Source organism: Mangrovibacter sp. MFB070, from assembly GCF_000705335.1.
GTDB lineage: Bacteria > Pseudomonadota > Gammaproteobacteria > Enterobacterales > Enterobacteriaceae > Mangrovibacter > Mangrovibacter plantisponsor.
Genome location: NZ_JJMI01000025.1, coordinates 534,518 through 560,251, shown reverse-complemented (window position 1 = coordinate 560,251; position 25,734 = coordinate 534,518). Strand labels below are relative to the sequence as shown.

20 protein-coding genes and 3 pseudogenes are annotated in these 25,734 nt (G+C 51.6%); 8 read left to right on the top strand and 15 right to left on the bottom strand.

What is annotated here, in order from left to right; genetic code table 11:
* Window positions 1-9 precede the first annotated feature (9 nt).
* A complete protein-coding gene (locus tag DT73_RS14775) occupies window positions 10-783 on the top strand; it encodes an ABC transporter ATP-binding protein (protein ID WP_036110856.1) in 774 nt (257 codons plus the stop codon).
* Between the two features lie 71 nt (window positions 784-854).
* On the opposite strand, the pseudogene DT73_RS26220 reads toward DT73_RS14775, so the two are convergent.
* A pseudogene (locus tag DT73_RS26220) lies at window positions 855-1,044 on the bottom strand (hypothetical protein); the annotation flags it as partial.
* A gap of 583 nt (window positions 1,045-1,627) precedes the next feature.
* Between DT73_RS26220 and DT73_RS14770 the strand changes: the two are divergent.
* On the top strand, window positions 1,628-1,903 hold the full coding sequence (locus DT73_RS14770; protein ID WP_036110403.1) for a hypothetical protein: 276 nt from the start codon (window positions 1,628-1,630) through the stop codon (window positions 1,901-1,903).
* 128 nt (window positions 1,904-2,031) lie between these two features.
* On the opposite strand, the gene DT73_RS14765 is transcribed toward DT73_RS14770, so the two are convergent.
* Window positions 2,032-2,958 (bottom strand): hypothetical protein, encoded by a 927-nt coding sequence (locus DT73_RS14765; protein WP_036110400.1) that lies wholly within the window; start codon window positions 2,956-2,958, stop codon window positions 2,032-2,034.
* Between the two features lie 626 nt (window positions 2,959-3,584).
* Between DT73_RS14765 and DT73_RS25160 the strand changes: the two genes are divergently transcribed.
* Window positions 3,585-4,475 carry a hypothetical protein gene (locus DT73_RS25160; RefSeq protein ID WP_051691397.1) on the top strand — a complete coding sequence of 297 codons (891 nt, stop codon included), beginning with the start codon at window positions 3,585-3,587 and terminating at the stop codon, window positions 4,473-4,475.
* 62 nt (window positions 4,476-4,537) lie between these two features.
* Here DT73_RS25160 and DT73_RS26215 read toward each other — a convergent pair.
* Both DT73_RS26215 and DT73_RS25865 read right to left on the bottom strand, forming a co-directional pair.
* Window positions 4,538-4,672: pseudogene (locus DT73_RS26215) on the bottom strand (hypothetical protein); the annotation flags it as partial.
* Between the two features lie 97 nt (window positions 4,673-4,769).
* Window positions 4,770-5,159: pseudogene (locus DT73_RS25865) on the bottom strand (IS110 family transposase); the annotation flags it as partial.
* Between the two features lie 147 nt (window positions 5,160-5,306).
* Between DT73_RS25865 and DT73_RS14755 the strand changes: the two are divergent.
* On the top strand, window positions 5,307-7,121 hold the full coding sequence (locus DT73_RS14755; RefSeq protein ID WP_036110398.1) for a diguanylate cyclase: 1,815 nt from the start codon (window positions 5,307-5,309) through the stop codon (window positions 7,119-7,121).
* Here DT73_RS14755 and dhaM read toward each other — a convergent pair whose 3' ends face one another.
* Genes dhaM through dhaK form a run of 3 tightly spaced genes read right to left on the bottom strand, consistent with a single transcriptional unit; the run spans window position 7,122 to window position 10,279 of the window.
* Window positions 7,122-8,555, bottom strand: a complete 1,434-nt coding sequence (gene dhaM, locus DT73_RS14750; protein WP_036110396.1) for a dihydroxyacetone kinase phosphoryl donor subunit DhaM — start codon at window positions 8,553-8,555, stop codon at window positions 7,122-7,124.
* A gap of 12 nt (window positions 8,556-8,567) precedes the next feature.
* Window positions 8,568-9,206: a dihydroxyacetone kinase subunit DhaL gene (dhaL, locus tag DT73_RS14745; protein WP_036110393.1), complete on the bottom strand. Its 639-nt coding sequence runs from the start codon at window positions 9,204-9,206 to the stop codon at window positions 8,568-8,570.
* 2 nt (window positions 9,207-9,208) lie between these two features.
* A complete protein-coding gene (gene dhaK / locus DT73_RS14740; RefSeq protein ID WP_036110390.1) occupies window positions 9,209-10,279 on the bottom strand; it encodes a dihydroxyacetone kinase subunit DhaK in 1,071 nt (356 codons plus the stop codon).
* Between the two features lie 618 nt (window positions 10,280-10,897).
* Here dhaK and DT73_RS14735 point away from each other — a divergent pair.
* Both DT73_RS14735 and dhaR read left to right on the top strand, forming a co-directional pair.
* Window positions 10,898-11,995: a glycerol dehydrogenase gene (locus DT73_RS14735; RefSeq protein ID WP_036110387.1), complete on the top strand. Its 1,098-nt coding sequence runs from the start codon at window positions 10,898-10,900 to the stop codon at window positions 11,993-11,995.
* Window positions 11,996-12,224: 229 nt separating this feature from the next.
* A complete protein-coding gene (gene dhaR / locus DT73_RS14730) occupies window positions 12,225-14,135 on the top strand; it encodes a dihydroxyacetone kinase operon transcriptional regulator DhaR (protein WP_036110384.1) in 1,911 nt (636 codons plus the stop codon).
* A gap of 37 nt (window positions 14,136-14,172) precedes the next feature.
* Here dhaR and DT73_RS14725 read toward each other — a convergent pair whose 3' ends face one another.
* Both DT73_RS14725 and DT73_RS14720 read right to left on the bottom strand, forming a co-directional pair.
* Window positions 14,173-15,162, bottom strand: a complete 990-nt coding sequence (locus DT73_RS14725) for an MDR family oxidoreductase (protein WP_036110375.1) — start codon at window positions 15,160-15,162, stop codon at window positions 14,173-14,175.
* A 21-nt stretch (window positions 15,163-15,183) separates the two neighbouring features.
* Complete coding sequence (locus DT73_RS14720; protein WP_235234509.1) at window positions 15,184-15,804, bottom strand: TetR/AcrR family transcriptional regulator; 621 nt, start codon at window positions 15,802-15,804, stop codon at window positions 15,184-15,186.
* A 315-nt stretch (window positions 15,805-16,119) separates the two neighbouring features.
* On the opposite strand from DT73_RS14720, the gene DT73_RS14715 reads away from it, so the two are divergent.
* A complete protein-coding gene (locus DT73_RS14715) occupies window positions 16,120-17,154 on the top strand; it encodes an acyl-CoA--6-aminopenicillanic acid acyl-transferase (protein ID WP_036110373.1) in 1,035 nt (344 codons plus the stop codon).
* Window positions 17,155-17,159: 5 nt separating this feature from the next.
* Here DT73_RS14715 and DT73_RS14710 read toward each other — a convergent pair whose 3' ends face one another.
* Window positions 17,160-18,356, bottom strand: coding sequence for an MFS transporter (locus tag DT73_RS14710; RefSeq protein WP_036110369.1), 1,197 nt, complete (start codon window positions 18,354-18,356; stop codon window positions 17,160-17,162).
* 535 nt (window positions 18,357-18,891) lie between these two features.
* Between DT73_RS14710 and DT73_RS14705 the strand changes: the two genes are divergently transcribed.
* Window positions 18,892-20,964 (top strand): DUF4034 domain-containing protein, encoded by a 2,073-nt coding sequence (locus DT73_RS14705; protein ID WP_036110366.1) that lies wholly within the window; start codon window positions 18,892-18,894, stop codon window positions 20,962-20,964.
* Between the two features lie 160 nt (window positions 20,965-21,124).
* Here DT73_RS14705 and DT73_RS14700 read toward each other — a convergent pair whose 3' ends face one another.
* The 5 genes from DT73_RS14700 to DT73_RS14680 form a co-directional block, all read right to left on the bottom strand.
* Window positions 21,125-21,961, bottom strand: a complete 837-nt coding sequence (locus DT73_RS14700; RefSeq protein ID WP_036110364.1) for a DUF1989 domain-containing protein — start codon at window positions 21,959-21,961, stop codon at window positions 21,125-21,127.
* A gap of 1 nt (window position 21,962) precedes the next feature.
* Window positions 21,963-22,655, bottom strand: a complete 693-nt coding sequence (locus DT73_RS14695; RefSeq protein ID WP_036110362.1) for a GntR family transcriptional regulator — start codon at window positions 22,653-22,655, stop codon at window positions 21,963-21,965.
* Between the two features lie 10 nt (window positions 22,656-22,665).
* Window positions 22,666-24,174, bottom strand: coding sequence for an amino acid ABC transporter permease/ATP-binding protein (locus tag DT73_RS14690; protein ID WP_036110359.1), 1,509 nt, complete (start codon window positions 24,172-24,174; stop codon window positions 22,666-22,668).
* Between the two features lie 27 nt (window positions 24,175-24,201).
* Window positions 24,202-25,023, bottom strand: coding sequence for an ABC transporter substrate-binding protein (locus DT73_RS14685; RefSeq protein WP_036110355.1), 822 nt, complete (start codon window positions 25,021-25,023; stop codon window positions 24,202-24,204).
* A 227-nt stretch (window positions 25,024-25,250) separates the two neighbouring features.
* Entirely contained in the window at window positions 25,251-25,562 is a 312-nt protein-coding gene (locus DT73_RS14680) for a hypothetical protein (RefSeq protein WP_036110352.1), read from the bottom strand.
* Window positions 25,563-25,734 lie beyond the last annotated feature (172 nt).

The following is a 25,734-nucleotide window of genomic DNA, read 5'->3' as shown; positions in this document are numbered from 1 at the left end:
GCACAAACAATGATTGATGTCCGCCACCTGAACCTTCACTTCGGTGAAGGTAACAAACAAAACCAGGTGCTGTTTGATGTGAACTTCACCGTTGGTAAAGGTGAAATTTACGGGCTGGTGGGGGAATCTGGTTCAGGAAAAACGACGGTACTTAAGTGCCTCGCCGGGTTATTTACCCACTGGCAAGGCGAGTTGCAACTGAGTGGCACCCCGCTGACTCACAACCTCTCTCCCGCCCGTTGCCGCCAGGTTCAGATGGTGTTTCAGGACCCATATGGTTCTTTGCACCCGCGCCATACCATTGGCGATATTCTTGAAGAGCCGCTGGCGATTCACCGTATTGGTGAGCGGGAAAGGCGTATCAGCCAGTTACTGGATAAAGTAGGCCTTAGCCGTACCTTTCGCGACCGCTACCCACACCAGCTTTCGGGCGGGCAGCGCCAGCGTGTGGCCATTGCCCGGGCGTTGATCCTTGAGCCACAAGTTTTGCTGCTGGATGAACCAACATCCGCTCTGGATGTTTCCGTACAGGCGGAAATCCTTAACCTGTTGGCGCAGTTGCACCAGGAGGCGGGGCTCACTTATTTGCTGGTAACCCATGATCTGGGCGTGATTGCTCACCTGTGCCACCGGGTGGCGGTAATGCAACACGGCCGCATACTGGAAACCTTGCCCATTGAGCAACTGGTTTCCGGCAAAGCTGATTCGCCCTATACCCAAATGCTGGTTCAGGGGAGCCAGCGCTATAGCCGCGAGATGGCACAGCTTGTGGCTGTATTCTGACTTTGCGCCGGGGAACCCGGTAATAACCTGTTTTTTGTTCACACCGGCAGCGGGCCACCCTGCCGGTTTTTTTATGTGCGCCTGTCAACGTAAAGCAGAAGTGGACAAATGACTTTCGCTGTTTGCGCACAGTCGCCACCGGCGCCACCTTTTCCTGTGCATCTTTCAGCGGCAGACTTCCCCGCACCACATCACGGTGGCCAGGGCAGGAACCGCCGTGATACCAAACTGCTGGTACAACGTCGGGTCAATCTGTACCCCGATAGGGCTGTGTCCACATTACGTAGGTAGGATCAGGTTCGAAGATAACGCTGATGTGGTCGTCCCTGAGCACCGTAGGAATCTCCAGCCCTTATGCCGGAGAGGATGTCAACTGATCCTGTTAACGAGGCCAGATCCAGATAGCCCTTCTGGCTAGTAAATAAAATAACAATCTAATTCTTTTTCTTATTTTTTATATAGGAAAAAATAAGAAAAACCGCAACAGCACCAACAACCACACCCAAAAAATGCATTATAAATACCTCACTTATTTTATACATATGATTTACTACGTTATGACATTAAATCATCTCATTTGCCAGTTTTCCATCATACGGATCCGAAAAAGGCAAAAAGGACTTTTGTTGAATGTATATTAAATCTGCTAATAGTTGCACCCAGTGCAAGTTGACCTGCTCCCCTCTGATTCACACGAAATGCTGTTAGCAATGCCCGCTCTGTGCCAAGAGCGGACATTGTGAATAATATTTGTGTTGACCTGCTGAGAGAAAACGGGTTTTTTATAGATAGCTAAACTTGAGAGCTGAAGCACCTCATCAATTTTCACTGTAAGGACGACCAGATGCCTGACTACCAGTTCTATCAAAAAGGTAAACAGATAGTTGTGTTAGAACATTCGGAAGAAAACCAGGCTCTTAAACTAATTAATCAGGGCTATGAAAAGCAATTTGAAGAGGTTAGTGCTACTTCGAAAAAAAGCGCACTGGCGCGTCTTTCTAACATTCGTACAGATAATCGGAGAGATCAGCGTAACTTTTTAGCAGGTGCTGGCACGATGCCGTTGATAGGCATTTTGACGGCAGCCGCAGTTTTTCTATTACGAAAAAAACAGCCCTAAAATTGACTAAGTCCTCTTGTCGCTCACAGCGGAACAAAGTTCAATCATTTGATGCTGTTCTTCCTTTAAGTAAAGTGAGCGAACTTATTCTGCCCCGGAAGGGGCGTGAACAGCGTCGCGTTAATTGTCTATGTTTCTATCTGCCGTTTCGCGAGAGCATGTCTTGCTGCGTTTGATGCCCATTCATCAGATTGGTCAAGGTGTTCAATCTCTGACTCTGCTATCGGCGTTACACGGATCAGCGGAACGGAACCGAAAGGCAAATTATCAATCTTACGGCAATCACGGCTGAGGATGATTCGGGTCATTGGGTTATATTCGTCTGTAAGAGTGCAAAACAGGATTGCACCATATTTTTCAACATCGGTAGCAATCTGATACCCATCGGCAACGAGATCCCCCAGGTTAATCAAGAAATGAGCCCAGTCATCAATCTGGTGGCTGGTAATACTCGAAGCGTCAAATTCCATGAAAAGTTCGCATCCTACGCCATTTTCCGGGTCTGCAATGCCAGCCCAGGGTGTCGAGAGGCCATCAGTGGCCAGCGTTAATTGGGTGTTGCTCTTCATATTGAGTACTCGACGATGGGGCCCGAACCATTCCGTCTGGTTGTGTATGTTCGCACCATCTTGTTCAGTCTTAAAGCCATCTGAGACGCTGCCATACTTTTCCCAAAAGGCTCGCCTTGCTACTGAAGCTGCCTCATAAATCGGGTCCTGGGGACCACGCGGCACAATTGTCTCATCGAATAGTGTATCAACAGTTACGCGCCCCTGTATTAACGGTATTTTAGACTTTGTCCAGTGAACGATAACCTTATTAAAAGGCTGTATCTGTGATGCTTCGAGTTTTTCGACAACCTCCCGGACTTTCTGAAAGGCGTGGTTACCCTCTGCAACGTGACTCCCGTCTGCATACATGTAACCTCCTGTTTGTGAGGATACTCCAGCCTGTTCGGTGATAAAGAACCATTCTCCGTTCACAGCGCCAGCGGGTGCTTTGTCTAAGGCCGAGCGTAAATCCCTTGCTGCATCAGAGTTTGAATATGCTGTCATATCTGTCCTTTAGCTTCACGTCTTATGCATCATACTTAGTTTAACTTTTTCAAAATTATAGTATTAATTATCTTTCGGCCAGACAAACTGAAAAACGCCTGCCGGGATTAGTTACCCTCAGCCTGCAGACGGGACCAGTTTTACGCGCAAAAGTACCAACTTCCGTTCCTCGCTCACAGCAGACTGTCAATCTCCGGTTGAAAGCACTGTAAGTATCCGGCGAACTCATATTGCAGCGTTGAAGTGAGCGGCGTCAGGTTTCGCCGGGAAGCATTCGCCAGGTGGTGAAGTACTGAGTCAGGTATGTGTGCCAATTTATTTTACTACCTTTTATATTCACACATGTGATGACTTAACTTCACTTTATTAAATCTATAAATTTGTCCTTAGTTGTTCTTATTCACTAAACTTTGCGTTTGAAAAGTGTAATAAATTTTAACTTTGTGCCGATAATTGAATAATTCTCTAGCCATACATCACTTTGGTCCGGGATATAATGGAGGTTTCCGGGTTATCACTTTCTGATGAACCGTTTAATAGGACTGTTATCAAGCTGTGTATCCTCCATACAACCATCCACACACAGGGCTTGCAGACAATTTATCTATTGATATGGAGCAGGAGCGATGACCAGCATCAGTAGCCTCAACAACATTCTTCAGAATCTCAATTCCGGTATCAGTAATTCTGTTACTTCCACTCCAGTCTCTCCGACAGGCAGTTCAGTACAATCCAGTGCAGGGGGAGTAAGTAGCACAAAAGTTTCCTTATCAGACGACTCGCGTTATCAGGGTTTGCTCTCACAAATCAAGGCCAATAAAGTCACCAGTTCCGGTGGCTATGACACGATGAGTATGTCAGCGCTCGAAAACGTATTTAACAACAACCTCGGGAATGTTAATGCTGATTTTTTAAACGACAAGCCTGACTCTACGGATCCCGCCAGGCTTGCTCTTGCCAGCCAGGCATCTGATTATATTAAGTCCCTTTACCAGGGTAGCGATCAGGGTAAAAACCCCTTTGATGGTCTGAGTCGGCAGACACTGTCATCCATTGCTTATGATAAGTCGGGTTCGTTCACTTCAGCAGAACGGCTGGCTGCGTCTTTGCAGATGGATGCTGGCGATAATAATTATCGGACCTCAGTCAATATCAGTACGCAGGGAGTGATCTCCGGCAATAACGATAATTTTAATATCATTGATATTTCGTCACAGTTAAAAATCATTGACGGAATGAGTGATGCTGAAAAAAGTGAAAAAGGAATTACCGATGACAGTATTAAACAACTTCAGGATAAACTGAAAAAACTTCAGTCGACTGATACTGATTTCCAGTATACTGCAAAGGATTACTCAAACCTGGTTAAAGCTGAAAATACTGACCTCCTGATCGCCAAAAATAACGGTAACGGAAACTACACATGGGCAACCGGTTCTTCTGCTGACGTATTCAATGACATGGTGAATGAAAATAAAAAGCCGGCAACTGGCAGTATGCTGTATATTGGTTCCTGAATCAGTCCCTGATTATTTCACATGTGTTCTTCACGGAATTAAGTACTCTTCGGGGTACTTTGATCCCAAACAGCATCCCGTACGAATCCCGCTCCAATCCAACTATCATTGAGTTCCAGTGCTTGAACTGCATAGAGGATCTTCATTCTTACGGGGTCATCTGACAATATTTTCTGCAATGACGTTTGGTATTCCATTAGTACACCTGTTGGAAACAGTTACCCACTGATGGAAATATTATCATCATCCTCCTGCCTATGTCTGTTTCACGCCCTGAGACATTCGACAAGCTTTTTATGGCTTCAGTAAAGGTGAGTGTCGAGCTTCCAGTGCCAGCAGATATTTTGCTTCGTCGTACCGGGTTTTGGTCTTCCAACTGCGGTAAATAATCCTTATCCATTTAAGCGCCAAAGCCCGGATAGCTGGTTGATGCGATTTCCCTTTTTCTCGCAGGCCCTGGTAATAAAGTCTGGCTCAGTACGGTGAGTTAACCGTCTTCGCAGTCCATTCAACAAAGGTCTGCCTGACGAACCAGGCACACTGCCAGCGCCAGTGTCCCCAGGATTTTTGACCACTTCGTTCGTCACAGGTTTTGATGATTTCACTTACGGCTTGAATTTGTGTTGCCAGTGCTGTCGCCATCACAGCATTAGCCTCGATAACACTCGGGCCTGTAGTTAATGGGGACATTACAGCCCGGTGTTAACGGTTTTTTATGTGCGCTGGATTCCAGTTAGTGAGATGTTTTATGCTTTGCAGGCCGTAACTCGCGCCTTACTGGCTGTCATTACTACACTTTCTGTCAAACTTTCCACATAAACGAGGTTCCCCGTGCGTATCGCCACAATCACTAACTGGGCTTACGGTATCACCGTGGCATTCACGTTAATTTCTGGTGGTGCGCTGATTCTCGCTTCCAGAGCAGATACCGCTGAGCGCCAGGCCGTGGCGCAAAGGGCCGCGTTGGACGGCTTTAGTGAGCAACTGGATAAAGACGTCTACCAGGAAAGTGGCCTTGCCCGTGACTATGTTATTGACCAGGACCCGCAGGATTTGCTGGTGTGGCAACAATTACAGGTGGTGGAAAATAAACTGGAAATACGGCTGGAGCATTACCGGGTGCGGGGGATCCCCGACAGCGCCCTGGATGCTCTGCGTAAAGCGCTGGTGCAGAGCGATGCCTTAACGGTGCTCCAGCGCCAGGCAATGGCTGAGAAAGATAACGGAAATAGCCATCAGGCGGTGAATTTGCTGTTTAACCGGGAATACCAGCAGCAACTGGAGCAAATAGACAGTGCAGTCACGGCGTTTTACAGCCAGGTAAACGCCCAGGCACAAGGCGTGGTGGCGCAAACCGGGGAAACGGCCCGTAAATTGCGCACACTGTCTGAAATTATGGTGGTGATGACATCCGGGTTGTTTTTGCTGGTACTTGGGGTGATTTTACGCCGCCGCTTATTACAACCTGTAGTCAAACTGAGTGATGTGGTCAGCCGCCTGGCGGCCCAGGATTATGCCGCCGAACCACCGGATTACCGCCAAATCGACGAAATTGGCGATATGGCTCAGGCCCTGCGTATATTCCGTGAAAATGGCCTGGTGCGCCAGCAACTGGAGCGGGAACGTGAGGCAGACCTGGCCCGGCGGCGCTTGCTGGCAACCATGGCTCAGCGCCTCCAGGCCTGTGAGCATCGCAAAGATATCTGGCGGGTTGCCGGGGTCTTTGTGCCAGAAATTGCGCCGGGCATTGGCGGCCAGCTTTTTGTGCAAAAAAATGCCTCAGAGGAGATGCGTTGTGTTGCCGCCTGGCAGGGTATGGACCGCGATTCAGCGCCTTTTTTACCTCCGGCCTGTTGGGCGATTCGCCGCGGTCACCGCCACAGTGCCACTTTACTGGGCCCGGACATGCGTTGCCTGCACTTGCCCGATTCCACTGAAGACTCTCGCCATCATGTCTGTGTGCCGTTAATGGCTTACGGGGAAAATATTGGTGTGATGGTGTTGCGCCAGAACGACCCGCAGGCTGAATTCCCGCTTCTGTATCTGGATTTGGTGGCCGAAACGCTGGCGCAGGCCATCACCAGCCAGAAATTGCGTGAAGCCTTGCAGGAAAAAGCGTTGTTCGATTCCCTGACCGGGTTGCGTAACCGCTATTACCTTGAAGACGCCCTGAAAAATTGCCTTGACCAGGCGAGCCAAAATTCGCAACCAGTCAGTTGCCTGATGGTGGATATTGATAATTTTAAACAGCTCAATGATAAGTTTGGCCATGAGGCGGGCGACGATGTGATTCGCCAGGTTGCGGCAACGCTGAAACGGGTGGTGGGGGAGCGGGGCTACTTGTGGCGCTACGGTGGCGAAGAGTTCCTGGTTTTGCTGCCTGAAATGAACAGCGCAGCGGCGAAAAGCCTTGCCTGCCAGGTGCTGGAACAAGTGGCGGCCATTAATCAGTTACCGGATTTCCACCACTTTGGCGCGGTAACTGTCTCTGTTGGTGTATCGACCTGGCCGGAGGATGCTCGCCAGGATCTGCTGGTCAGCCGGGCAGATGAAGCGCTGTATCACGCAAAACACCTGGGCCGGGCTCAGGTGGTGGTGGCGTCAGAATTGCCGCCACCACCTGACGGGCTTGAAGTTACCGGCTAATCAGCCCTGGCCGCCTGGCCGGGCGATTTTGCCGGTGCTGAATACATTAATGGCTTCCCCTTCCTGCCAGTTATCCAGCAAGGCTCCCAGGCCGGTCAGCATCACGATACCACGCTGGCGGGCAATAATTGCACTGTGGGATTGTGGGCTGCCAGCACGCAGGCAAATGGCACGCACTTCGCTTACAGGTAACTGCATCGCCAGTGAAGGCCACAGGTTTTCAGCGCACAATACGCTGCCCACCGGGAACGTTGGTACCACAAGCGGTATTCCAAGCAGGTGGCACAATGTGCGGTGCAAAATATCCTCGATATCAATATAACGCGCCTGTAAATACTCATCGCTCAGCTCGCGGTAGCTCTCTGCCACACCGGACACCACCTGGTGCCATGCCAGCGCGGCACTGTGTTGGTGCTGCTGCATGTGTGTGCGGGTTTCAGCCAGCAAATCCGGGTCATCCAGCAGAGTATGTTGCCCGCTGAATATAGCGGCAATGTCTGCCAGCCCGTCGTGTTCCGCCTGGTGAGCCAACGCCAGAAGGTCATCCAGCGTGCGGTTGATGGCCTGTTCCAGTGCGGAAAATGGCGCAGTTGAACCAGATAGTGCTGGTGGCGTAAATGGCGCGTAGTCCTGTGCCAGCCATCGCACTGCCCCGGTTATTTTGGCTGGCAATTCAGTGGCAGTACCTGCTGTGGTTTCCCCTTCGCCAAACTGGTTTTGTGCCAGTGCCAGAAAGGCGTCAATGGCCGCCGCTGCATCCGGACCCTGGGCGATTAACCGCAACGTATCGCCACACCGTACCTGCAGCAGGGCAATTTGGTTGAGGGTAATCGGCGAGATGCACTTGCCACCTTTCTCCAGTGACAGCGCAGCATTAAAACCACTCAGTGCCGCCACAAGGTGTGCCGCCGGGCGCACATGCAGCCCATGAGGGTTGGTGACCACCCAACTGGCTGTCATGGCGCTCTCGCCAGGAATTTGTGCTAATGCAACCGGTGGGGGCAGTGGGGCGCTATCTTCCACCCCCAACTGGACACGTTTGGCTTGCAGCGCATTTTCTGCTTCGGCTTTTACCCGCTCGATACCTGCTCCGGTGGCGGCAATGCTGGCTGCCGCCAGCGCCCCCTCCACCAAAGGCGCGGCACAAAGTGTAACTTTGGCTGCGACCTCCGGTTCAAGCAACTCCAGTGCTGTTTCAGCGCTGAGCAGGGCGCTGCCCATATCCATCAACACCAGAATATGGTCAGCATCGGCAACGGAAGCAATGGCGTCCATTACTTTTACCGGGTCGGTGCCGATGGGGAAATCCGGGTCATCCAGCCCGGCGGCGACAGCTATCCGGCAGTTCGTTTTCCCCTGCAACATTTGTTGCGACAACGCACACACGCCTTCACCCAAAGCGGCACTGTGTGAAACGATAACCAGATTAACCATATTTCTTACTCCCTATGCCTGTGCGGCTTGTGCCAGCGCCTGCATCATAAACATCACCGAGGTCGCACCCGGGTCCTGATGGCCGATGCTGCGCTCACCCAGATAGCTGGCCCGGCCTTTGCGCGCCTGCATGGTAATTGTGCTGTGCGCCGCTTCTTCAGCACACTGGCTGGCGGCTGTCAGTGCGTCATTCAGGGGGATTTGCTGCAGGCTGGACTGGCGTAAACTTTCCACCACCGGCCCCCAGACATCGCACATGGTTTTATCCCCCGGTTCGGCTTTGCCACGGCTGGCAACGCCTGCGGCACCTTCCTGGATAACCTGAGTCAGCTCTTCCAGAGTGAGCGCCTGGTGCGCCTGAGCCGGCTGGGCTGCACGCATAAAAAAAGTACCAAACAGTGGGCCACTGGCACCGCCAACACTGGAAAGCAGCGTCATGCCGGTGTTTTTTAATATAAAACCGATGTCTTTATCGGCCACGGCCGGGAGTTTTTCCGCCACTTTATTAAACCCGCGGTGCATGTTCAGCCCGTGGTCAGCATCACCGATTTCCCGGTCCAGCCCGGTCAAAAAATCACTTTCCCGGGTGAAAACGTCGGTACACAAGGTTAACCAGTTGACAATTTGTTCACGGCTTAATGACTGGCTCATGGTTATTCTCCCCATCTCAGTGCCGGTGTATTGACCGGCGCATCCCACAGTGACAGCAGGCCATCATCCACTTTCAATAAAGTAATAGAGATGCCGGACATATCCAGCGATGTGCAGTAAGACCCTACCAGGTTGCGTTCAATGATTATTCCGGCTTGCTGGCAGCAGTGTGCCAGCCGGTCATAAACACCATACAATTCAGAAAGTGGCGTTGCGCCAAGGTTGTTCACCAGGGCAATGACCCGGTCGCCTTGTTGCAGTGCCTGTTTTTGTTCAGTGTGTTCCTGCCATTCACCCTGCCTGCAATCCCACTGGCGCAGTGTGCGTTGCCAGGTACCATTTTCCAGCAGTGTGGCGAACATGGCATCGACAGTATCGTTAAGGTTGGTAAACGCCCGGCGATCAATGCCGGGTTCACCATGAATCCCCACGCCGAACTCCATTTCATGTTCATTCAGAGTAAACGACGGCGTTCCGGCAGCCGGTACAGTACAGGCACTGAGGGCAATACCAATTGAGTGCCCCTGATTATTGATTTGCCAGCCCAGTTGCGCACACTGGCTTAGTGAATCACCACGCTGTGCCGCCGCACCCAACAGCTTTTCAATAAGTACCGTATTCGCCACACCCCGGCGCCCTGCGGTATACAGGCTGTCTTTTACTGCCACGTCATCATCAACTATCACTGTTGCAACCTGCACACCGCTGTCGTGCAGTAATTCTGCCGCGGTTTCAAAATTGAGAATATCGCCGGTGTAGTTTTTGATTATCATCAGTACACCTTCACCGCCATCTATAGCCTGTGCGCACTCGAAGATTTTATCCGGAGTTGGTGAGGTAAATATTTCGCCCGGGCAGGCACCGCTCAGCATACCTTCGCCGACATAGCCACAATGCATTGGTTCATGGCCGCTTCCGCCGCCAGACAGCAGCGCCACTTTGCCACTCACCGGCGCATCTGCCCGGGTGACATACAGCGGGTCCGGGTGGAGGCGCAACGAAGGGTGCGCTTTTACCAGACCGGCAAGTTGTTCCGTTAGCACAGTTTCGACATCATTAATTAGCTTTTTCATTTTGTTCGATGCTCCATTCAGGGCTGGCTGGTTTACACAGAGTTGGTATTCATGTTCACCAGGTTATTCTTGCCTGGCCTTGCATGAAATAAAAAAACAAAAAATGGTGTTTCGTTATGGAACGTAAAAATAAATATATGTTCCATTATGAAACATATATTCAGTGCGAAGAGAAAAACTGAGACTGGTATCAAATAAATTAGTGTCCGGCCGGGTTTTTCTTGTGTGAAATAAAAGGGTTATTACCCAAAAGACTGGAGGCTGGTCATTTTCTTTGTGCGGGATTTTACTCGTGCATCTCCTGGTGGTATCTGCTGAAACCGGCCTGTGTCAGGCTGCTTTGCTGTTTTGTGTGATGCCTGGATCGCACTTTTCTGTGGTTCCATGAATATCTGTTTCTGATTGAAACGCAGTATTTATTAATGTGTTTCAAAATGGAACATTAATATTTTTATTTTTTCTTGGTTAGCAAAAGCCAGAATGACATCAGTGCATTAAACAGTGACATGGAAACAGCCCAATTTGACGCTGGAACCCTGAAATGAAATGGGGTTGTAGCAACCCGGTTCCGGCAGTAATGCGGGCAGGAAAACAACCTGGTTGTGGAGGATAACACCAATGCTAAATGTAATTCAGTCCCCTTCTAAATACTTGCAAGGCCCGGATGCAGCAGCACTGTTTGGCGAATATGCCAAAAGCCTTGCAGACAGTTTCTTCGTGATTGCTGATGACCTGGTTATGAAGCTGGCCGGGGAAAAAGTGATTGATGGCCTGCACCGTAACGATATTCAATGCCATGCTGAACGTTTTGGTGGTGAATGCAGCCACAATGAAATTAACCGCCTGATAGCACTGATGAAGGCTCAGGGAAGTAAAGGCGTGATTGGCGTCGGTGGCGGGAAAACACTTGATACCGCAAAAGCCATGGGTTACTACCTGCATTTGCCGGTTATTGTGGTGCCAACCATTGCGTCCACTGATGCACCAACCAGTGCGTTATCAGTGATTTATTCCGACCAGGGCGAATTTGAAGAGTACCTTATCTACCCGAAAAACCCGGATATGGTGGTGATGGACACCGCTATTATTGCCAAAGCACCGGTGCGCCTGCTGGTGGCTGGCATGGGGGATGCGCTTTCCACCTGGTTTGAAGCCAAAGCCTGCTATGACGCCCACGCTGTTAGCATGGCCGGGGGGCAGTCTACCGCCGCGGCGCTCAGCCTTGCCCGGTTGTGTTACGACACCTTACTGGCTGAAGGGGAGAAGGCTCGCCTTGCTGCTCAGGCCGGTGTGGTAACCACTGCGCTGGAACGGATTATTGAAGCCAATACTTACCTGAGCGGTATCGGCTTTGAAAGTAGCGGGCTGGCGGCGGCCCACGCTATCCATAATGGGTTCACCGTTCTGGAATCCTGCCACCATTTGTATCATGGCGAAAAAGTGGCTTTCGGAACGCTGGCGCAACTGGTACTGCAAAACAGCCCAATGGAAGAACTGGAAACAGTCCTGGGCTTCTGCCACCGGGTCGGCCTGCCGGTTACTTTGGCTGAAATGGGTGTCACTACCGATATTGAAAACAGCATTATGGCGGTAGCAAAAGCCAGTTGTGCTGAAGGTGAAACCATCCATAACATGCCGTTCCCGGTTACTCCTGAGCAGGTTTACGCAGCCATCCTGACCGCAGATTTACTCGGCCAGCAGTGGCTGGCTAAATAAGATTAATCCCCCCGCCAGCCGGAAACTGGCGGGGGATTAGCAGAAACATGATCCGTCTCGCCCCTTTTTTTGCCAGGTACAGCTAATAATGGCCTGATATTCTTCATTCTTCGATTGCAGGTACGCTGGCTGTTTTCAGCGCCCTGAACACTGGCGGGTGCCAGTCTCAGCGGTGTGTGGCGTGCCGTAATCCGATTATTTTGTATCTCTACTGCTACCGGATCACTGCATGCCAGATAATGTCACTTCCTCACCTGAATACCCGCCTTATATCCATGAGTCCTGGCACCGCTGTGCCGCTATGATGCACCCGGAAACCTGGCGCCAGCCCCACCGGGCTCTGGGCGTAACATTCCGCTCTATTTGCCAGCGCAAAGCGGCGTTGATAACCATTGCGCAGGCGGCACTGGAAGATGCCCTGGAGTTTATGGACCGGCGGCACTGCGCACTACTGGTGCTGGATGAATCCGCCTGTTTACTGGAAAGTTGCGGGCACCCACAGACGTTATCAGCGCTGGCTGACCTGGGGTTCAGTGCCGGGTGCTATTGTTCGGAAAGCATTATTGGCAGTTGTGCGTTATCCCTCGCCGCTCAACTGGGGCAGCCCGTTAAAACCGCAGGCCGTGCGCATTTTAAACAGGCGTTGTTTGCCTGGTGTTTTTGCGCCACGCCGGTATTTGATAACCACGGGCGGCTGGCGGGCTCTGTGGCACTGGTGTGCCGCAGCGAAGAGACTTGCCCCGGTGACTTGCCTCTGACGCTGGCCATTGCCCGTGAGGTTGGCAACTCATTGCTGACCGACAGCCTGCTGGCAGAATCAAACCGCCATTTAAACCAGCTTTATGGTTTGCTGGAAAGTATGAACGATGGCGTGCTGGCCTGGGATTCACAAGGCGTTGTGCAGTTTCTTAATCCGCAGGCAGCGGAATTATTACTGTTACAGCCGCAACTGAGCCAGGGGCAGCCGTTACAGGAACTGGTTACATTACCGGCGTTGCTGCGCAGAGGTATTCGTAAGCGCCAGCGCCTGAACCATGTCGAAGTCACTTTTGAAAGCCAGCACCAGTTTATTGACCTGGTGGTGACGCTCAAGCCCATTCATGATGCGCAGGGCGATAGTTTTATTCTGCTGCTGCACCCACCTGAACAGATGCGCCAGTTAATGACCAGCCAGATAGGCCGGGCCAGCCACACCTTCGAGCAGATGCCTCAGAAGGATGCCGACTCACGGCGCCTGGTGCATTTTGGCCGCCAGGCGGCAAAAGGCAATTTTCCAGTCTTGCTGACTGGTGAAGAAGGTGTGGGGAAAACCAGTCTCAGTGAAGCTATTCATAATGAAACCCGCCAGGCGGGTGGGCCATATATTGCCATTAACTGCCAGCGTTTTGCCGACCCGGGTGCTGTAGCCGATTTCCTGGGTACAGGCCCAACAGATGAGCAAAACGGCCAGTTAAGTAAGCCTGAGCTGGCTCATGGTGGAACGCTCTTTTTGGATAATATTGAATTTTTACCGGGAGAAATTCAGTCGGCACTGTTACAGGTTATTAAGCAGGGCATGGTCACCCGTCAGGGTTCCCAGCGCATGATCCCGGTGGATGTCAAAATCGTGGCGGCGACAGGGCAAAACCTGGAAGACCGGGTGGCGCAAAAACAGTTCAGCCGCCAGTTGTATTACGCCTTCCACGCTTTTGAAATTCACATTCCGCCACTGCGCCAGCGTAAAGCCAGTATTCAGGAACTGGTGCGCCATAAACTGGCGCAACTGGAAAAACCTTTCGCGACCCGGTACCGCATTGATGACGAAGTCCTGGCTCAACTGGCGGATTACACCTGGCCGGGTAATGACTTTGAGCTGAATACTGTGGTTGAAAATATGGCCATGCGCAGCGATAACGGGCGTTTGCGCCTGAGTAATTTACCGGATTATTTATTGAGTATTTCTGCATCCGGTGAACCGGCGTGGCCTGCAATGTCTTCGGGCTTATCTTTTCCGGCAATCGAACGGGATGCTATTATGCATGCAGCCAGAGTGACTCAGGGGAGGGTTTTAGAGATGTCACGCCTGCTTAATATTGGCCGTACCACGTTGTGGCGCAAAATGAAGCAGTACCATATTGATGCCCGGCAATTTCGGGAGTGATAAACCCCGCCAGCAAGCAGCCAGCGGGGCAGAGCATTTAGCGGTTTACATCCACAACCAGGCGGCCGCGGATTTTCCCGGCCAGCAAATCGCTGGCGGCCGGAATTGCTTCTTCCAGGCTGATAGTGCGGGTGATCCCTTCCAGCAAAGCGAAATCCAGCGTTTCAGCCAGGCGGGACCAGGCTTCAGTGCGTTCTTCGTAAGGGCGGGTAACGCTGTTAATACCCAGCAAGCTCACACCACGCAGAATAAACGGCGCAACAGTAGACGGGAAATCCATCCCTTGTGCCAGCCCGCAAGCGGCAACCGCACCATCTGCTTTAGTGGTTGCGCAGGCATTTGCCAGCGTGTGGCTGCCAACGGAATCCACCACACCAGCCCAGCGTTCTTTCCCTAACGGGCGGCCTGGCTGGCTGAGCGTATCACGGTCAATAATTGTGCTGGCCCCCAGTGCTTTCAGGCCATCTGCCAGTTCCGGGCGGCCAGTGGATGCCACCACGTTGTAGCCCAGTTTTGCCAGCAGAGCGACTGCCACGCTGCCAACACCGCCATTTGCCCCGGTAACCAGAATTTCGCCATCCTGCGGTTTAATGCCATGGCGCAGCAGTGCCATCACACACAACATGGCAGTATAACCTGCAGTGCCAATCGCCATTGCCTGGAAAGGCGTGATACCTGCTGGCAGTGGCACCAGAAAATCGCCATTAATCCGTGCTTTTTGTGCCAGACCACCCCAGTATTGTTCGCCAACACTCCAGCCATTCAGTACCACTTTGTCGCCAGCTTTAAAGCGCGGGTGGGCACTGTGTGTCACAGTCCCCGCCAGGTCAATACCTGGAACCAGCGGGAAGGTGCGTACCACCGGGCTTTTCCCGGTAATTGCCAGCCCGTCTTTGAAATTCAGTGTGCTGTATTCAACATCGATTGAGACGTTTTCCTCAGGCAACTGGCTTTCATCCAGGCGTTGGGTTGTGCAGCGGTAGCCGGCGTCATCTTTTTCTACCAGCAGAGCATTAAATTGGCTCATAAAAACTCCTGTTAGCTTGTATTAAATTCGGGGGAGACCGGCAAGGAAGCCTGCGAGGAATAACCGCATTGGGTCTTCACTGCGTGTCAGGCGGGCGCGTAATACCGCACCTTCCCAGCCAATCCAGAAAAATGCGGCCAGTTGTGCGCAATCTGCACCTGGGGCAAGCGTGCCGTCATCGCGTGCGGCTTGTAATGTTTGTTCCACCAGAGCCTGCCAGCCTTGCAGCACGGCCTCCAGCCGGGCGCAAAAATCGGCAGAGAGTAACGGGCCTTCTTGCCCAAGGTTGCCAACCAGGCAACCCCGGGTGAACTGGTATTTCGCCATGCCAGCACACGCCTGGTCGACAAAGTCCGCCAGGCGGCTGAGTGGAGGGCGAGCCGTGTTATTCAGGTGTTTTTCCAGCATGCGGCGAAAGAATGCGTCGTACCACTCAAGCACTGCCATTCCCCAGGCTTCTTTGCTGGAAAAGTAGTAGTAAAACGACCCTTTAGGTACACCAACCGACTTCAGAATTTGATCCAGACCAGATGCGGTAAAACCATTACTGGTCATTGCTTCTGTACCGGCTCTGAGCAGGGCTTGTTGGGTTTCTTCGCGGCTGCGCCCTTCTTTGGGCGGGCGGCCACGGCGTTTTTGCATAGTGGGCATGTTCATGGCGCTTAATTTAGACTGGTCGTCTATAAAATACAAGGATAATGGCACAATAAAATAATGGGTTTAAGATTTGTCCATCCGGTGAGGGTGAAGAATTCGTGTGGAAGTGGAATTAAGGCAGGTAAATTTTTGTGCTGGAACAGAACGTATCCATATGAAATTTAGCGATAATATTACCAGTCAGTGTTACTCTTTTTCGCACAACTTTTTTCTACCACTCTGGTGGGTGGTAGTTCAAACCCGCGGCTTAATGCCTTTTTACAGCATGTATCTTAATTGAGTAAGTACGACGTTATCACCATGAAAACGCTAACCCTTCAAGGTTCACCTTTTGCGACCGGCCAGCAACTTGGCCAGTTTGGTTACACCGCCTGGCACCGCTTTGTGGTGAATACACCTTTGTGGCGTTCAGTCACTTCTCCTGTTCATGCGCCTGTGCTGGCGCAATTGCAGGCCGCAGTGTACGAACAGTTTCCGGCAATCTGGCAGGAGCTGGAAGGCCTTGCAGCCGGGCTGGATGCGCCGTTTGGCAGCGTATTCGCCTGGAATTGCCGTGGCGACCTGGTGCCCTCTACGTCAGATGGCTGTACTACTGTGGCGGGTTTTACTGCTCAGGGGGAACAAGTTATTGCCCACAATGAAGATGGCTACCCGCAGTTATTCAATGATTGCGCATTAGTGACCATTCAACCTGATGACGGCGTTGCCTTTACCAGTTTTGCTTACCCGGGGTCAATTTGCGGGCATACATTCTCGGTGAATGCTCACGGTATTGTGAATACAGTTAATAACATTCGGGCACAACACCGGCCACCAGGGTTGCCGCGCCAGGTGCTGGCAAGAGCGGCGCTGAATGCCAGCACCCTGGATGAAGCGGTTGCTGTTTTGACGCAAATTGCACGGGCAGGGGCATTTCACCATACCCTCAGCCGGGCTGGTGAAAACCAGATATTGTCTGTCGAAGCCACCGGAAGAGGGTGTTCAGTACGGGAAATAACCCAGGTCGCCGGGCATGCCAATCACCTGGTTCACCCGGCACTGGCAAATATTGAACAGGTGGTTACTGGAAGCTCTGCATCGCGCCAGCAGCGCCTCGAACAGTGGCGCTCAGGCTTACCAGAGAAAGCCCTGTCGCCAGATGAGGCGCTGGCGATTTTATCGGATACTCAGAGTGAGCCGCTACCCGTTTACCGCCAGGACCCGCAGGATCCTGACGACGAAAATACTCTGGCAACGGCGGTATTTACTCTCCAGCGGGGAAAAGTGGGCTGGCAGGTATACCGTGGCAACCGCAACAACCCGGAGAACCAGGGGGTTGTGTTAGTGCCAGAGTAACGGTTTTACGCTGTTGGTGTTTTGGGGCGTATCGGGGCGCGAATGCTAACCCATAACATCAACCCCCAACCGGCCATCACCATGATGGCCGCGCACAGGTATATGGACTGCATACCCCACAGGCCGCTTACCCACCCGGCAACCGGCCCGGTAATCCCCAGCGCCAGGTCGAGAAATGCAGAGAAAACACCCAGTGCTGACCCCTGATTTTGTTCTTCCACACGGTTAACCGCTTCGACACCCAGTGCCGGGAACACCAGCGAGAAACCAAAACCTGCCATAAATGCCCCTGCACCAGCAAGCCAGGCGTTAGGCGCAAGCCAGATAAGCAATAACCCCAGGCACTCCACGATAAAACACACCAGTGATACCCGTATGCCGCCAAACCGGATTATTGTGTTACTCAGAACCAGGCGGACACAGATAAACCCAATACTGAACAGCGAGAGTGTAAAAGCCGCTCCCTGCCACTGGCGTTGAGCAAAGTAGAGCGTAATAAAAGTAGCGATAACCCCAAAACCGATGGTGCCTAAACCCAGCCCCATCCCAAACGGGAACACGCGGGCGACCACTTTGTGAAACGGTGCGCGTTTACCAGCAACCACTTTGACATCCGCTTTACCTCGGGCAAAAAACAGCCCAATGGCTGCGATAGCGATAATGAGCACAGAAAAACCGGCCAGCCCAAAATATTGGTTCAGAATAACACCGAGTGGCGCACCGGATGCCATGGCGACATAGGTTGCTACGCCATTCCAGGAAATCACCCGGGAAGTATGAATACTACCCACGGTTTTAATGCCCCATAGCGTCGCGCCGGTGGCGGTAAAGCTTTCTCCCACACCAAGAAACAGGCGGCCAACCAGTAACGCGGCAACGGCCAGTGCAGGGGAGTGGGTGAGAAACGAGGCAATCAGTGTGGATAACCCGCTCAGTCCGCAACAGATAATCCCCAAGGACACTACTTTTTTGGGGCCCCAGGTATCGGTGTAACGCCCGGCATGAGGGCGGCTGAACAGAGTGGAAATGTACTGAATACTGATGACAATGCCTGCCAGCAGTGTGCTGTAGCCTAAATCATAATGTACAAAACTGGGTAAAACGGCCAGCGGCAGCCCTATAGAGAAGTAGCAAATGCAGGTAAAAACAACGATAGAAATAATGCGCAAATTCAGTTTGGCGCCAGTTAATGGGGCGGACATGGCATATCCCGGACAACAGATTGGTATGACAAATGTAACTGATCGCGCTGTTTACTTACCAGTAGAGATTGGTACTTTCGTCACTGATTTCTGCTCAAAAAAATGTAAGAGAGCTTTTCACTCTTGTCAGACCGCGGTTGTAACATCAAAAAAGAGTATTCAATAAGTGCGATTGTCACAATATAAATAGTTTCCCTGGTTAACTACTGTTTGGAAAGACGTTTTCGGCGGGAGTTATAAAGTTATACATATCGGGTTCATAGTAATTTGAAACGATATTTTGATAATATAATCAACTGAGGTTGATGAACTTTTGTTATTATTGTAAATATATACCGTGTAGGATAATTCTTAATTTTCTGTTAGGTTAATTTTAGTTATTTCAACTGGTTAGCTGTAAACCAACTAAACCTGGTAAATTGACTTAAATCAACGCTTACGCCAGGATTCGGCTAATTTATGTTTATCTTTGCCGGTTACAGAGGAACTCCTCTGCGACTGGCTGATTTTGTTTGAGAATTAATGGGGCGTGTGGATGTATTCATCTCTGGATGAATTATATGAATTGCAGCACCACCTGCATTGCTTGCTAAAAGAAAAAAACTACCGGACACTTAGCCGGTTTTTTCACTCTGTGCGGCAGGCTCAATATACCCAGCTGCCTGCGGGCAGGCTGGCATTGATAAGTTCGCTGGCTTTTTTGTTTCCACAAAATCAGCTTGCTCGTGACGATGTGCATGCTCAGTTGCTGGCATGGCACTTTGCCTGCCCGGAAGATGCCACTCCCTGCTTATTGCTGGCAGAGAGTTGGTTTGCTATTGCCAGTGAAACACTTCGGACTGGTGCATCAGTTGCCCCTGGCGGGCAGCCTGTACCCCGCGTGGTGGTTGCGAATACCGCGGGTTTTTCATGGGCAGTACAGGCAATAGCCTCCGGCAGTTATTGCCCCGCAGTCTTTATGCTGCTGATGAATGCAGCGGGCTACCTGGGTACGCCAGCCGGAGCGAAAAATGGCTTATGGCCAGTGACGTTCCCGGCACATCAGTTTGGTGAAGATGCACTGGCTTTTGCCCGGCAGTACGGTGCATTGCCGCTTGATAAAGGGCCGGTCTCGCTGTCATTGCGGTTACCTACTTACTCAGAGACACGTTTCCCGGCACTGTATTGGTTTAACCGTACAATGGAGTGCGATCCGGCAAATATCGCCGCTCGTGAACAGTGGGTACGGTTATTATCTCCTCTGCATTATGGAGACGCGCGTTACCAGGCAGTGAACCATTTTCTCAGTAGCGAGCATTGCCAGAACCTGGCGCTGCCGGTGCGTAACCAACTGTGGCGCGCGAAGATATATGACAAGATAAATAACCCGGTGTTGTGGCCTTTGCCGGGGAAAACGTACCGTATTCGCCGCCTGGATGTGCGTTTTCGTCAGTTGCTGTCTCTTCCTTTACATCCTGAAGCTCAGGCCAGTGGTTATTTGGCTTATGCCCGGTTTTGCGAACATTTTTTGTTTAACCGGTACGGGCAAGAGTGGCGGTTAACGTCCTGGTTTACCGGGCAGATTTATCAGTGCGTGGCAGCACTTGCTGCCATAGACGCTCCGGCTTTTTGGTTAACCCACAGTGACCACGTTTTCTCGCTTCTGGCGGTTGTGTTGGGCAATGCAACCGTACCACCGCCGGACAGGCAACAGGTGCTGGCAAAACTGGTTGCTCTGACCCGTGCCCGGGGAAGCTCTGTGCTGGATGCTTTGCTGGCATTACTGGCGGCGACGCCAGAGGGCATAGGTGGCCTGAAACAGGCGTTATCTGCCAGCCAGTTACTGGCGTTGCAGGCCAGAATTCAGCACGCGAATGCGGCAGCGTTGTGGCAGGCCTGTAATAACCTTGCCGCACTGGGGTATGGCAAGGCTCTGGGAAGAATACTTCTGCTTGCCGCACAGCAGGGTGGGCGCCAGGCTGCACTGTTTCTGGCCGATGCGCAGTCGGGGGCGAATCCGCGGGCTCTGTCTGCCATGGCTATGCAGGAGAATGAATTACAGGCCCAACATGTTTTTACTAAGGCCGGTGACCAGGGTGATGCACACGCCTGGTTTTTACATAGCCGGTTACTGGAAAGGCAGCTCTTGCGGGAGTTCTTGCCTCGGGAGGTAACACGCCTCGCAGAGGCGAGGGAAACGTTGTTATACCAGTCTCAGCAAGCCGGGCATGCACTTGCCCGCTATGATCTTGCCTGCACACTGGCACTGTCTGATTTCCCGGAAAAAGTCCAGCAAGGCCTGGAGCAACTCTGCCCGGCAATTTTGCTGTCGGGGAATATCAGTGGCGATTACCGGGCTTATATCGCCTATCTGTTTGCTTTCTGTGCATTGCATGGCCGTGGAATGGCAAAGAATTTGTGGCTGGTTGATTTCTGGATACAACGCGCCTGGTTATGGAGCCTGTCGCCACGTTATCTGCAGTTTCGCGATGATGTCGTTTCCCGTTACCCGTTGTATGTGTTGTATAGGCGGCGGGTGAAAAAGCACCAGCTGAGTGTCCCTGAGTGGCAGAAACGGCTTATCCGGCAACTGGGTTTTGATACAGGCTGCGTGGAGGTACTGGCATGATTATTCTCGTTGGTTTTGTGGCCGTGGTGGCGGTGCGTTACGCCTGGCGCTGGAGAAGGGTAACGGGGCGAGATACCCCTTTGCCCCGAAAACTGTGAGTGTGGAAAAAAGCGTTATTCCTCTTCCCTGAAAATAACGCAACCACACAACACAAACTCAGTTACCAATTTACTGCATTCAACTTCATGCCGTGGTTCCCTTTGTAGTCTGGCGACTTAGGTGATTCCCAACCAGCTAACAGTGCCGGGTCCGGCTGGTAAATTTCAATACCTAAAGGGCGGCACACTTTCAGGGTGTCTTCGGCTTCATCTCCCCACATTGGCAGCGAGAGATCACCACCCGGGCAGGTAGAAATAGCGCACAACAAATCGATTTCGGCGAAGAACTCCAGATAGTCACCTTTGCGCGCCGGGCAGGCTTTCATAAAGTATTTATCTTCATCGTTAAGCCCGGTGCACTGGAACACATTCATGACGTCATGCACGTCAAATTCAGTTAGCCCCCAGGGTTGAATCGCCCGGGTCAGGTTGGAGTGGCAGTGAAAATCAAAATCTTCACCTGTCAGCAGCTTGTTGACATAAGGATCACAACGGGTGCCCAGCAGATCATGGACACGCCCGCCGTGTTCATCCACACCATAATCAGCCAGTGAATCAGCAGTGATCGTAGCAACAGGGCGCATAAACGGTAGTGTGGACCACAGCCGGTCAAAGGTGGACAAATGGGCACGCTGTAACTGGCGGGTACGTGATACCCACATTCTTTCCCGTGGGTTATGCAGGTTCCACATGTTCAGGTCGCCCACTTGCGGGCCTTGTGGGGTGGTTATGCGAAAAATATGGCCAGCCGGAACCTCCCAGGCATAACCGGTACGAATCGGCACCAGGTGTTGGGAAACCTGAGTCCGTTTGCCATCAGCCAGAGCCTGGTAAAAGTCACGATCAACATCCAGGGCTGAGCCCTTGGTGCTCTGGTATGCAGCAGGATAAGAAGACATATTAAACTCCGTTCATTCGCGTGGTAAACGCAGACATAATCTGTTGTTCAGATTGTTCAAGATAAGCAGTGAGCGACTGGCAGGCTTCTTCATTACGTTGTGCTTTCAGCAGGCCAAAAATAGCCTGGTCGCGTTCAAGCCAGGGGCGCTGGAAGTTACCTTCGTGCTCCCCACTGGCAAACAGCAGACGTAACTGAGCAAGCAATACGCTGAAAAACTCATTGAACCGGGCGCAGCCGAGCATGTGGACGATGCGCTGGTGAAAGCGCAGGCTGTGTGTCCCGAAAGTGCGCCAGTCGTTGTTGTTGGCGGCGGTTACTGCAAGGTCGAGTTGCCCGGCCATTTTATGCAGGTGAAATTCACTGATAGTGGACGAAGACTGTATTGCCAACACTTCCAGGTAGCGGCGGGCTTTATAAATGTCCCGCACATCTCGCTGGGTTAACTGGCGAACAAATACGCCACGGTTATGCTGATAATCCATCAGCCCTTCACCATGCAAAAACCGCAAGGCTTCGCGCAGAGTATTGCGCGAGGTATCGCACAGGGCCGCCAGTTCGTTTTCCGCCAGCGCCTGTCCGGCCTGCAGATTGCCGTTAATAATGTTTTCCCTTAACAGCACCGCAATGCGCTGGAAAGCGGGCAGTGTGTCTGCAGACATTTCTTCGGGTAATTCGATTTTCAAACTGAGCATCTTTGCGGCCTCAGGCAGTTGCCATATCCTGAATGAAACGGTTAATGCGATGTTCTCGCATCTGCAGGATAGCACTGGGTGCGGCATCCACTTCAATATTGCCGTGCTCCATAAACACCACCCGGTCGGAAATGGTGAACGCAAACTTCATTTCATGAGTCACTATCAGCATGGTGATGCCTTCCTGGGCCAGCCGGGCGATAACATCCAGCACTTCGCTGACGCGTTCAGGGTCAAGGGCCGATGTGGGTTCATCAAACAGAACCACACTGGGGCGCATTACCAGCGTGCGGGCAATGGCGACACGTTGTTGCTGGCCGCCAGATAACTGATGCGGGTATTTGTTGGCGTGTTCGAGCATGCCCACTTTGTCCAGCATGGCGAGGCAGCGTTGTTTTAAGCTTTCCCGCTGTTCTTCAAAGTGCAGGTGTGGAGCCAGCATCAGGTTTTCCAGCACCGTTTTATGGGGGAACAGGTTAAAGCCCTGAAAGACCATGCCGAGTTTGGTGATGTTACTGCGCCAGGCGAGCGCATTTTCAGCCTGGCCGGCCTCAATAAAGTCGTTGCCCAGCAGCCGTACAGTGCCGCCATCCAGCGTTTCCAGGCCATTAATGGTGCGGATAAGCGTGGTTTTCCCGGAGCCGGATGGCCCGATGATGGAGATAATTTCCCCCGGGCGTACGGCCAGGTTAATGCCGTTGAGTACGGTTTTCCCATTGAACGCTTTGTGGATATCGCTCAGTTCCAGAATGGGTTTGGCGGAAGGGCTCACACTGCGCCGGGTGCCAGGAACCAGCGCGGGTAAGGTGGCACGCACTTGTTCAGCGTCAATCATTGCGGGCTGGCGGCGCTGAATATCCAGGCTTTTTTCCAGCCAGGAAAACAAGCGCTCAAACAAGGTGACTATCAACACGTAGTAACAGGCAACAGCCAGTAATGTCTCCATTACCTTGAAGTTTTCGGTATATAACCGCTCACCGACCATCAGTATTTCGGAAAGTGAAATGACCGAGACCAGGGACGTCATTTTTACAATGGTAATAAACTCGTTCACAAGCGTTGGCAGAGAGATACGCAGGGCCTGGGGAATGATAATTTTGAGGCGAATTTGCCCATTACCCAGCCCCAGTGCTTTGCCCGCCTCATATTGCCCGCGCTGTACGGAAATTAACCCGCCCCGATGAATTTCAGCAATATATGCCGTTTCACTTAAAATAAGCGCAATAGCTCCCGCGATAAACGGGCTGCTCAGCAACGCACCACTTGCCGGGATCATCTGTGGCAGGTTAAAGATAAAAATCAGTAACACCAGCAAAGGCAGGCTACGGAACAGCCAGATATAGACTGCGGCAGCCTGGCTGACCCAGCGGCGGGGAGACTGGCGGGCAAAAGCCAGACCCAGCCCCAGAACTACCCCGCCAACCCAGGTCAGCAAACTTAATTGCACAACCAGCCAACTGGCATGCCAGAAATCAGCAAAGGTGAATAAACTGAACAGATAATGCCAGTCAAACTGCATAATGCTCTCTCCCGAACCGGTAAGTAGTTACAGCGTGCCAGCCAGCGCTTTGTTGATCTCTTCGGCACTGGGCATTTGTACGTTGTATTTCTTCAGTAACGTTGCGTATTCGCCATTTTTCACAACATCCCCAAATGCTTTTTGCAACTGGTCGCGCAGAACTGTGTTGTTTTTGTTTACGGCCAGGCCAACCACTACCGGGTACAACACGCTGTCAGAACTGATAACCAGGCGGTTACCGGTTTTCTCAACCGTCGCTTTGGCGACAGCGGCATCTTCGTACTGAACGTCAATGGCGCCAGAAAGCAGAGCCTGAGTTGTTTCGGGTGAGGAAGGAAATTCCTTCACATCGATAGCGCCGAGCCCTTTCACCTGGCAATAATCCGCGGAAACTTTTTGCAATTTAGGGATCCACGCACCGCCTTTAATGGATCCGACTTTTTTCCCGCAGAGATCCTGCGGCTGTTTGGGCTGCCATGTACTGCCCTGTTTCACCATCAGTGAGCCGCCCGTTTTCATGTAGGGGATAAAATCCACCTGCTGTGCTCGTTCGGGGGTGACATATAGCGTTGATGCAATGACATCAAATTTTTGGCTTTTCAGGCCCATTATCAGGCTGGCGAAACGGGTGTCTTTAACCTTAGGTTTCAGATGCATATCGTTGCCGATCAACTGCATAAACTCAGCATCAAAACCGGCAGGCTGGTTGTTGTTCATAAAGTTATAAGGTGGGTAAGTTAAGTCGGAACCGATAGTAAGGTTGCCCGGCTGTAACGTGCCGTTCGCCAGAGCTGGCAATGACGCCAGAATGGTTGCGGCACTGCCCAGTAATGCGATGACTTTTTTCATGTCGAACCCCTGATGATATTGTTCAACAATGATTAAGCATTAAACGTGCCAATTTTAATTTAGATGTAAATATACAGCGTTGCAGCAGGCATGGGGAAAACGGGCTGGATCAAAACGGGGCTTATGTCTGCTGGTGGTGCGCGAAATGCACCATGGAAGGGCAAAAAGTACGCTGGAAGGATGAAAAACGATCAACAGATGCCGGGCAAAAATACCCGGCAGAAATGTTACAGGGGTAAACCGCGGCGCAGCATTTCCTGGGTAATAAATTCATTACGGCGTTTATTGGCGGAGATCAACAGCAGGGCGCCAAAGCCAAATACCAGAAACATAATAATTTTATGGCTCATCCGTTTGGATTGTTGGCTTCCCTGGTACATTTTCACCAGAAATTTATCTGATATACGCCCGGCATTAATATGTTTTTGCAGTGCCCATAGTGAACATTTACTGATGAACATAATAAATACATAAAAAACGCCCCAAATTACTGCAACCGCAATAATACCCAACAAAATTTGGTATATGTTATGTAACATCTGAGTCTTCCCGACAGTGTGTAAGCCCGTATAATACGGAGTATATCCCCGTCATACTTCAAGTTGCGGGTGCGTTGGCTGCGGTCATTCACCCGAGTCACTTACTACAGTAAGCTCATCGGGATTCATTCACTTGCCGCCTTCCTGCAACCCGAATTATTTAGGGTATAGC

Bases quoted from the DNA above. Each gene is read 5' to 3' on its own strand.
- DT73_RS14775 (WP_036110856.1), top strand. From the start codon at position 10: ATGATTGATGTCCGCCACCTGAACCTTCACTTCGGTGAAGGTAACAAA.
- DT73_RS14770 (WP_036110403.1), top strand. From the start codon at position 1,628: ATGCCTGACTACCAGTTCTATCAAAAAGGTAAACAGATAGTTGTGTTA.
- DT73_RS14765 (WP_036110400.1), bottom strand. From the start codon at position 2,958: ATGACAGCATATTCAAACTCTGATGCAGCAAGGGATTTACGCTCGGCC.
- DT73_RS25160 (WP_051691397.1), top strand. From the start codon at position 3,585: ATGACCAGCATCAGTAGCCTCAACAACATTCTTCAGAATCTCAATTCC.
- dhaM (WP_036110396.1), bottom strand. From the start codon at position 8,555: ATGGTTAATCTGGTTATCGTTTCACACAGTGCCGCTTTGGGTGAAGGC.
- dhaL (WP_036110393.1), bottom strand. From the start codon at position 9,206: ATGAGCCAGTCATTAAGCCGTGAACAAATTGTCAACTGGTTAACCTTG.
- dhaK (WP_036110390.1), bottom strand. From the start codon at position 10,279: ATGAAAAAGCTAATTAATGATGTCGAAACTGTGCTAACGGAACAACTT.
- DT73_RS14735 (WP_036110387.1), top strand. From the start codon at position 10,898: ATGCTAAATGTAATTCAGTCCCCTTCTAAATACTTGCAAGGCCCGGAT.
- dhaR (WP_036110384.1), top strand. From the start codon at position 12,225: ATGCCAGATAATGTCACTTCCTCACCTGAATACCCGCCTTATATCCAT.
- DT73_RS14725 (WP_036110375.1), bottom strand. From the start codon at position 15,162: ATGAGCCAATTTAATGCTCTGCTGGTAGAAAAAGATGACGCCGGCTAC.
- DT73_RS14720 (WP_235234509.1), bottom strand. From the start codon at position 15,804: ATGCAAAAACGCCGTGGCCGCCCGCCCAAAGAAGGGCGCAGCCGCGAA.
- DT73_RS14715 (WP_036110373.1), top strand. From the start codon at position 16,120: ATGAAAACGCTAACCCTTCAAGGTTCACCTTTTGCGACCGGCCAGCAA.
- DT73_RS14710 (WP_036110369.1), bottom strand. From the start codon at position 18,356: ATGTCCGCCCCATTAACTGGCGCCAAACTGAATTTGCGCATTATTTCT.
- DT73_RS14705 (WP_036110366.1), top strand. From the start codon at position 18,892: ATGTATTCATCTCTGGATGAATTATATGAATTGCAGCACCACCTGCAT.
- DT73_RS14700 (WP_036110364.1), bottom strand. From the start codon at position 21,961: ATGTCTTCTTATCCTGCTGCATACCAGAGCACCAAGGGCTCAGCCCTG.
- DT73_RS14695 (WP_036110362.1), bottom strand. From the start codon at position 22,655: ATGCTCAGTTTGAAAATCGAATTACCCGAAGAAATGTCTGCAGACACA.
- DT73_RS14690 (WP_036110359.1), bottom strand. From the start codon at position 24,174: ATGCAGTTTGACTGGCATTATCTGTTCAGTTTATTCACCTTTGCTGAT.
- DT73_RS14685 (WP_036110355.1), bottom strand. From the start codon at position 25,023: ATGAAAAAAGTCATCGCATTACTGGGCAGTGCCGCAACCATTCTGGCG.
- DT73_RS14680 (WP_036110352.1), bottom strand. From the start codon at position 25,562: ATGTTACATAACATATACCAAATTTTGTTGGGTATTATTGCGGTTGCA.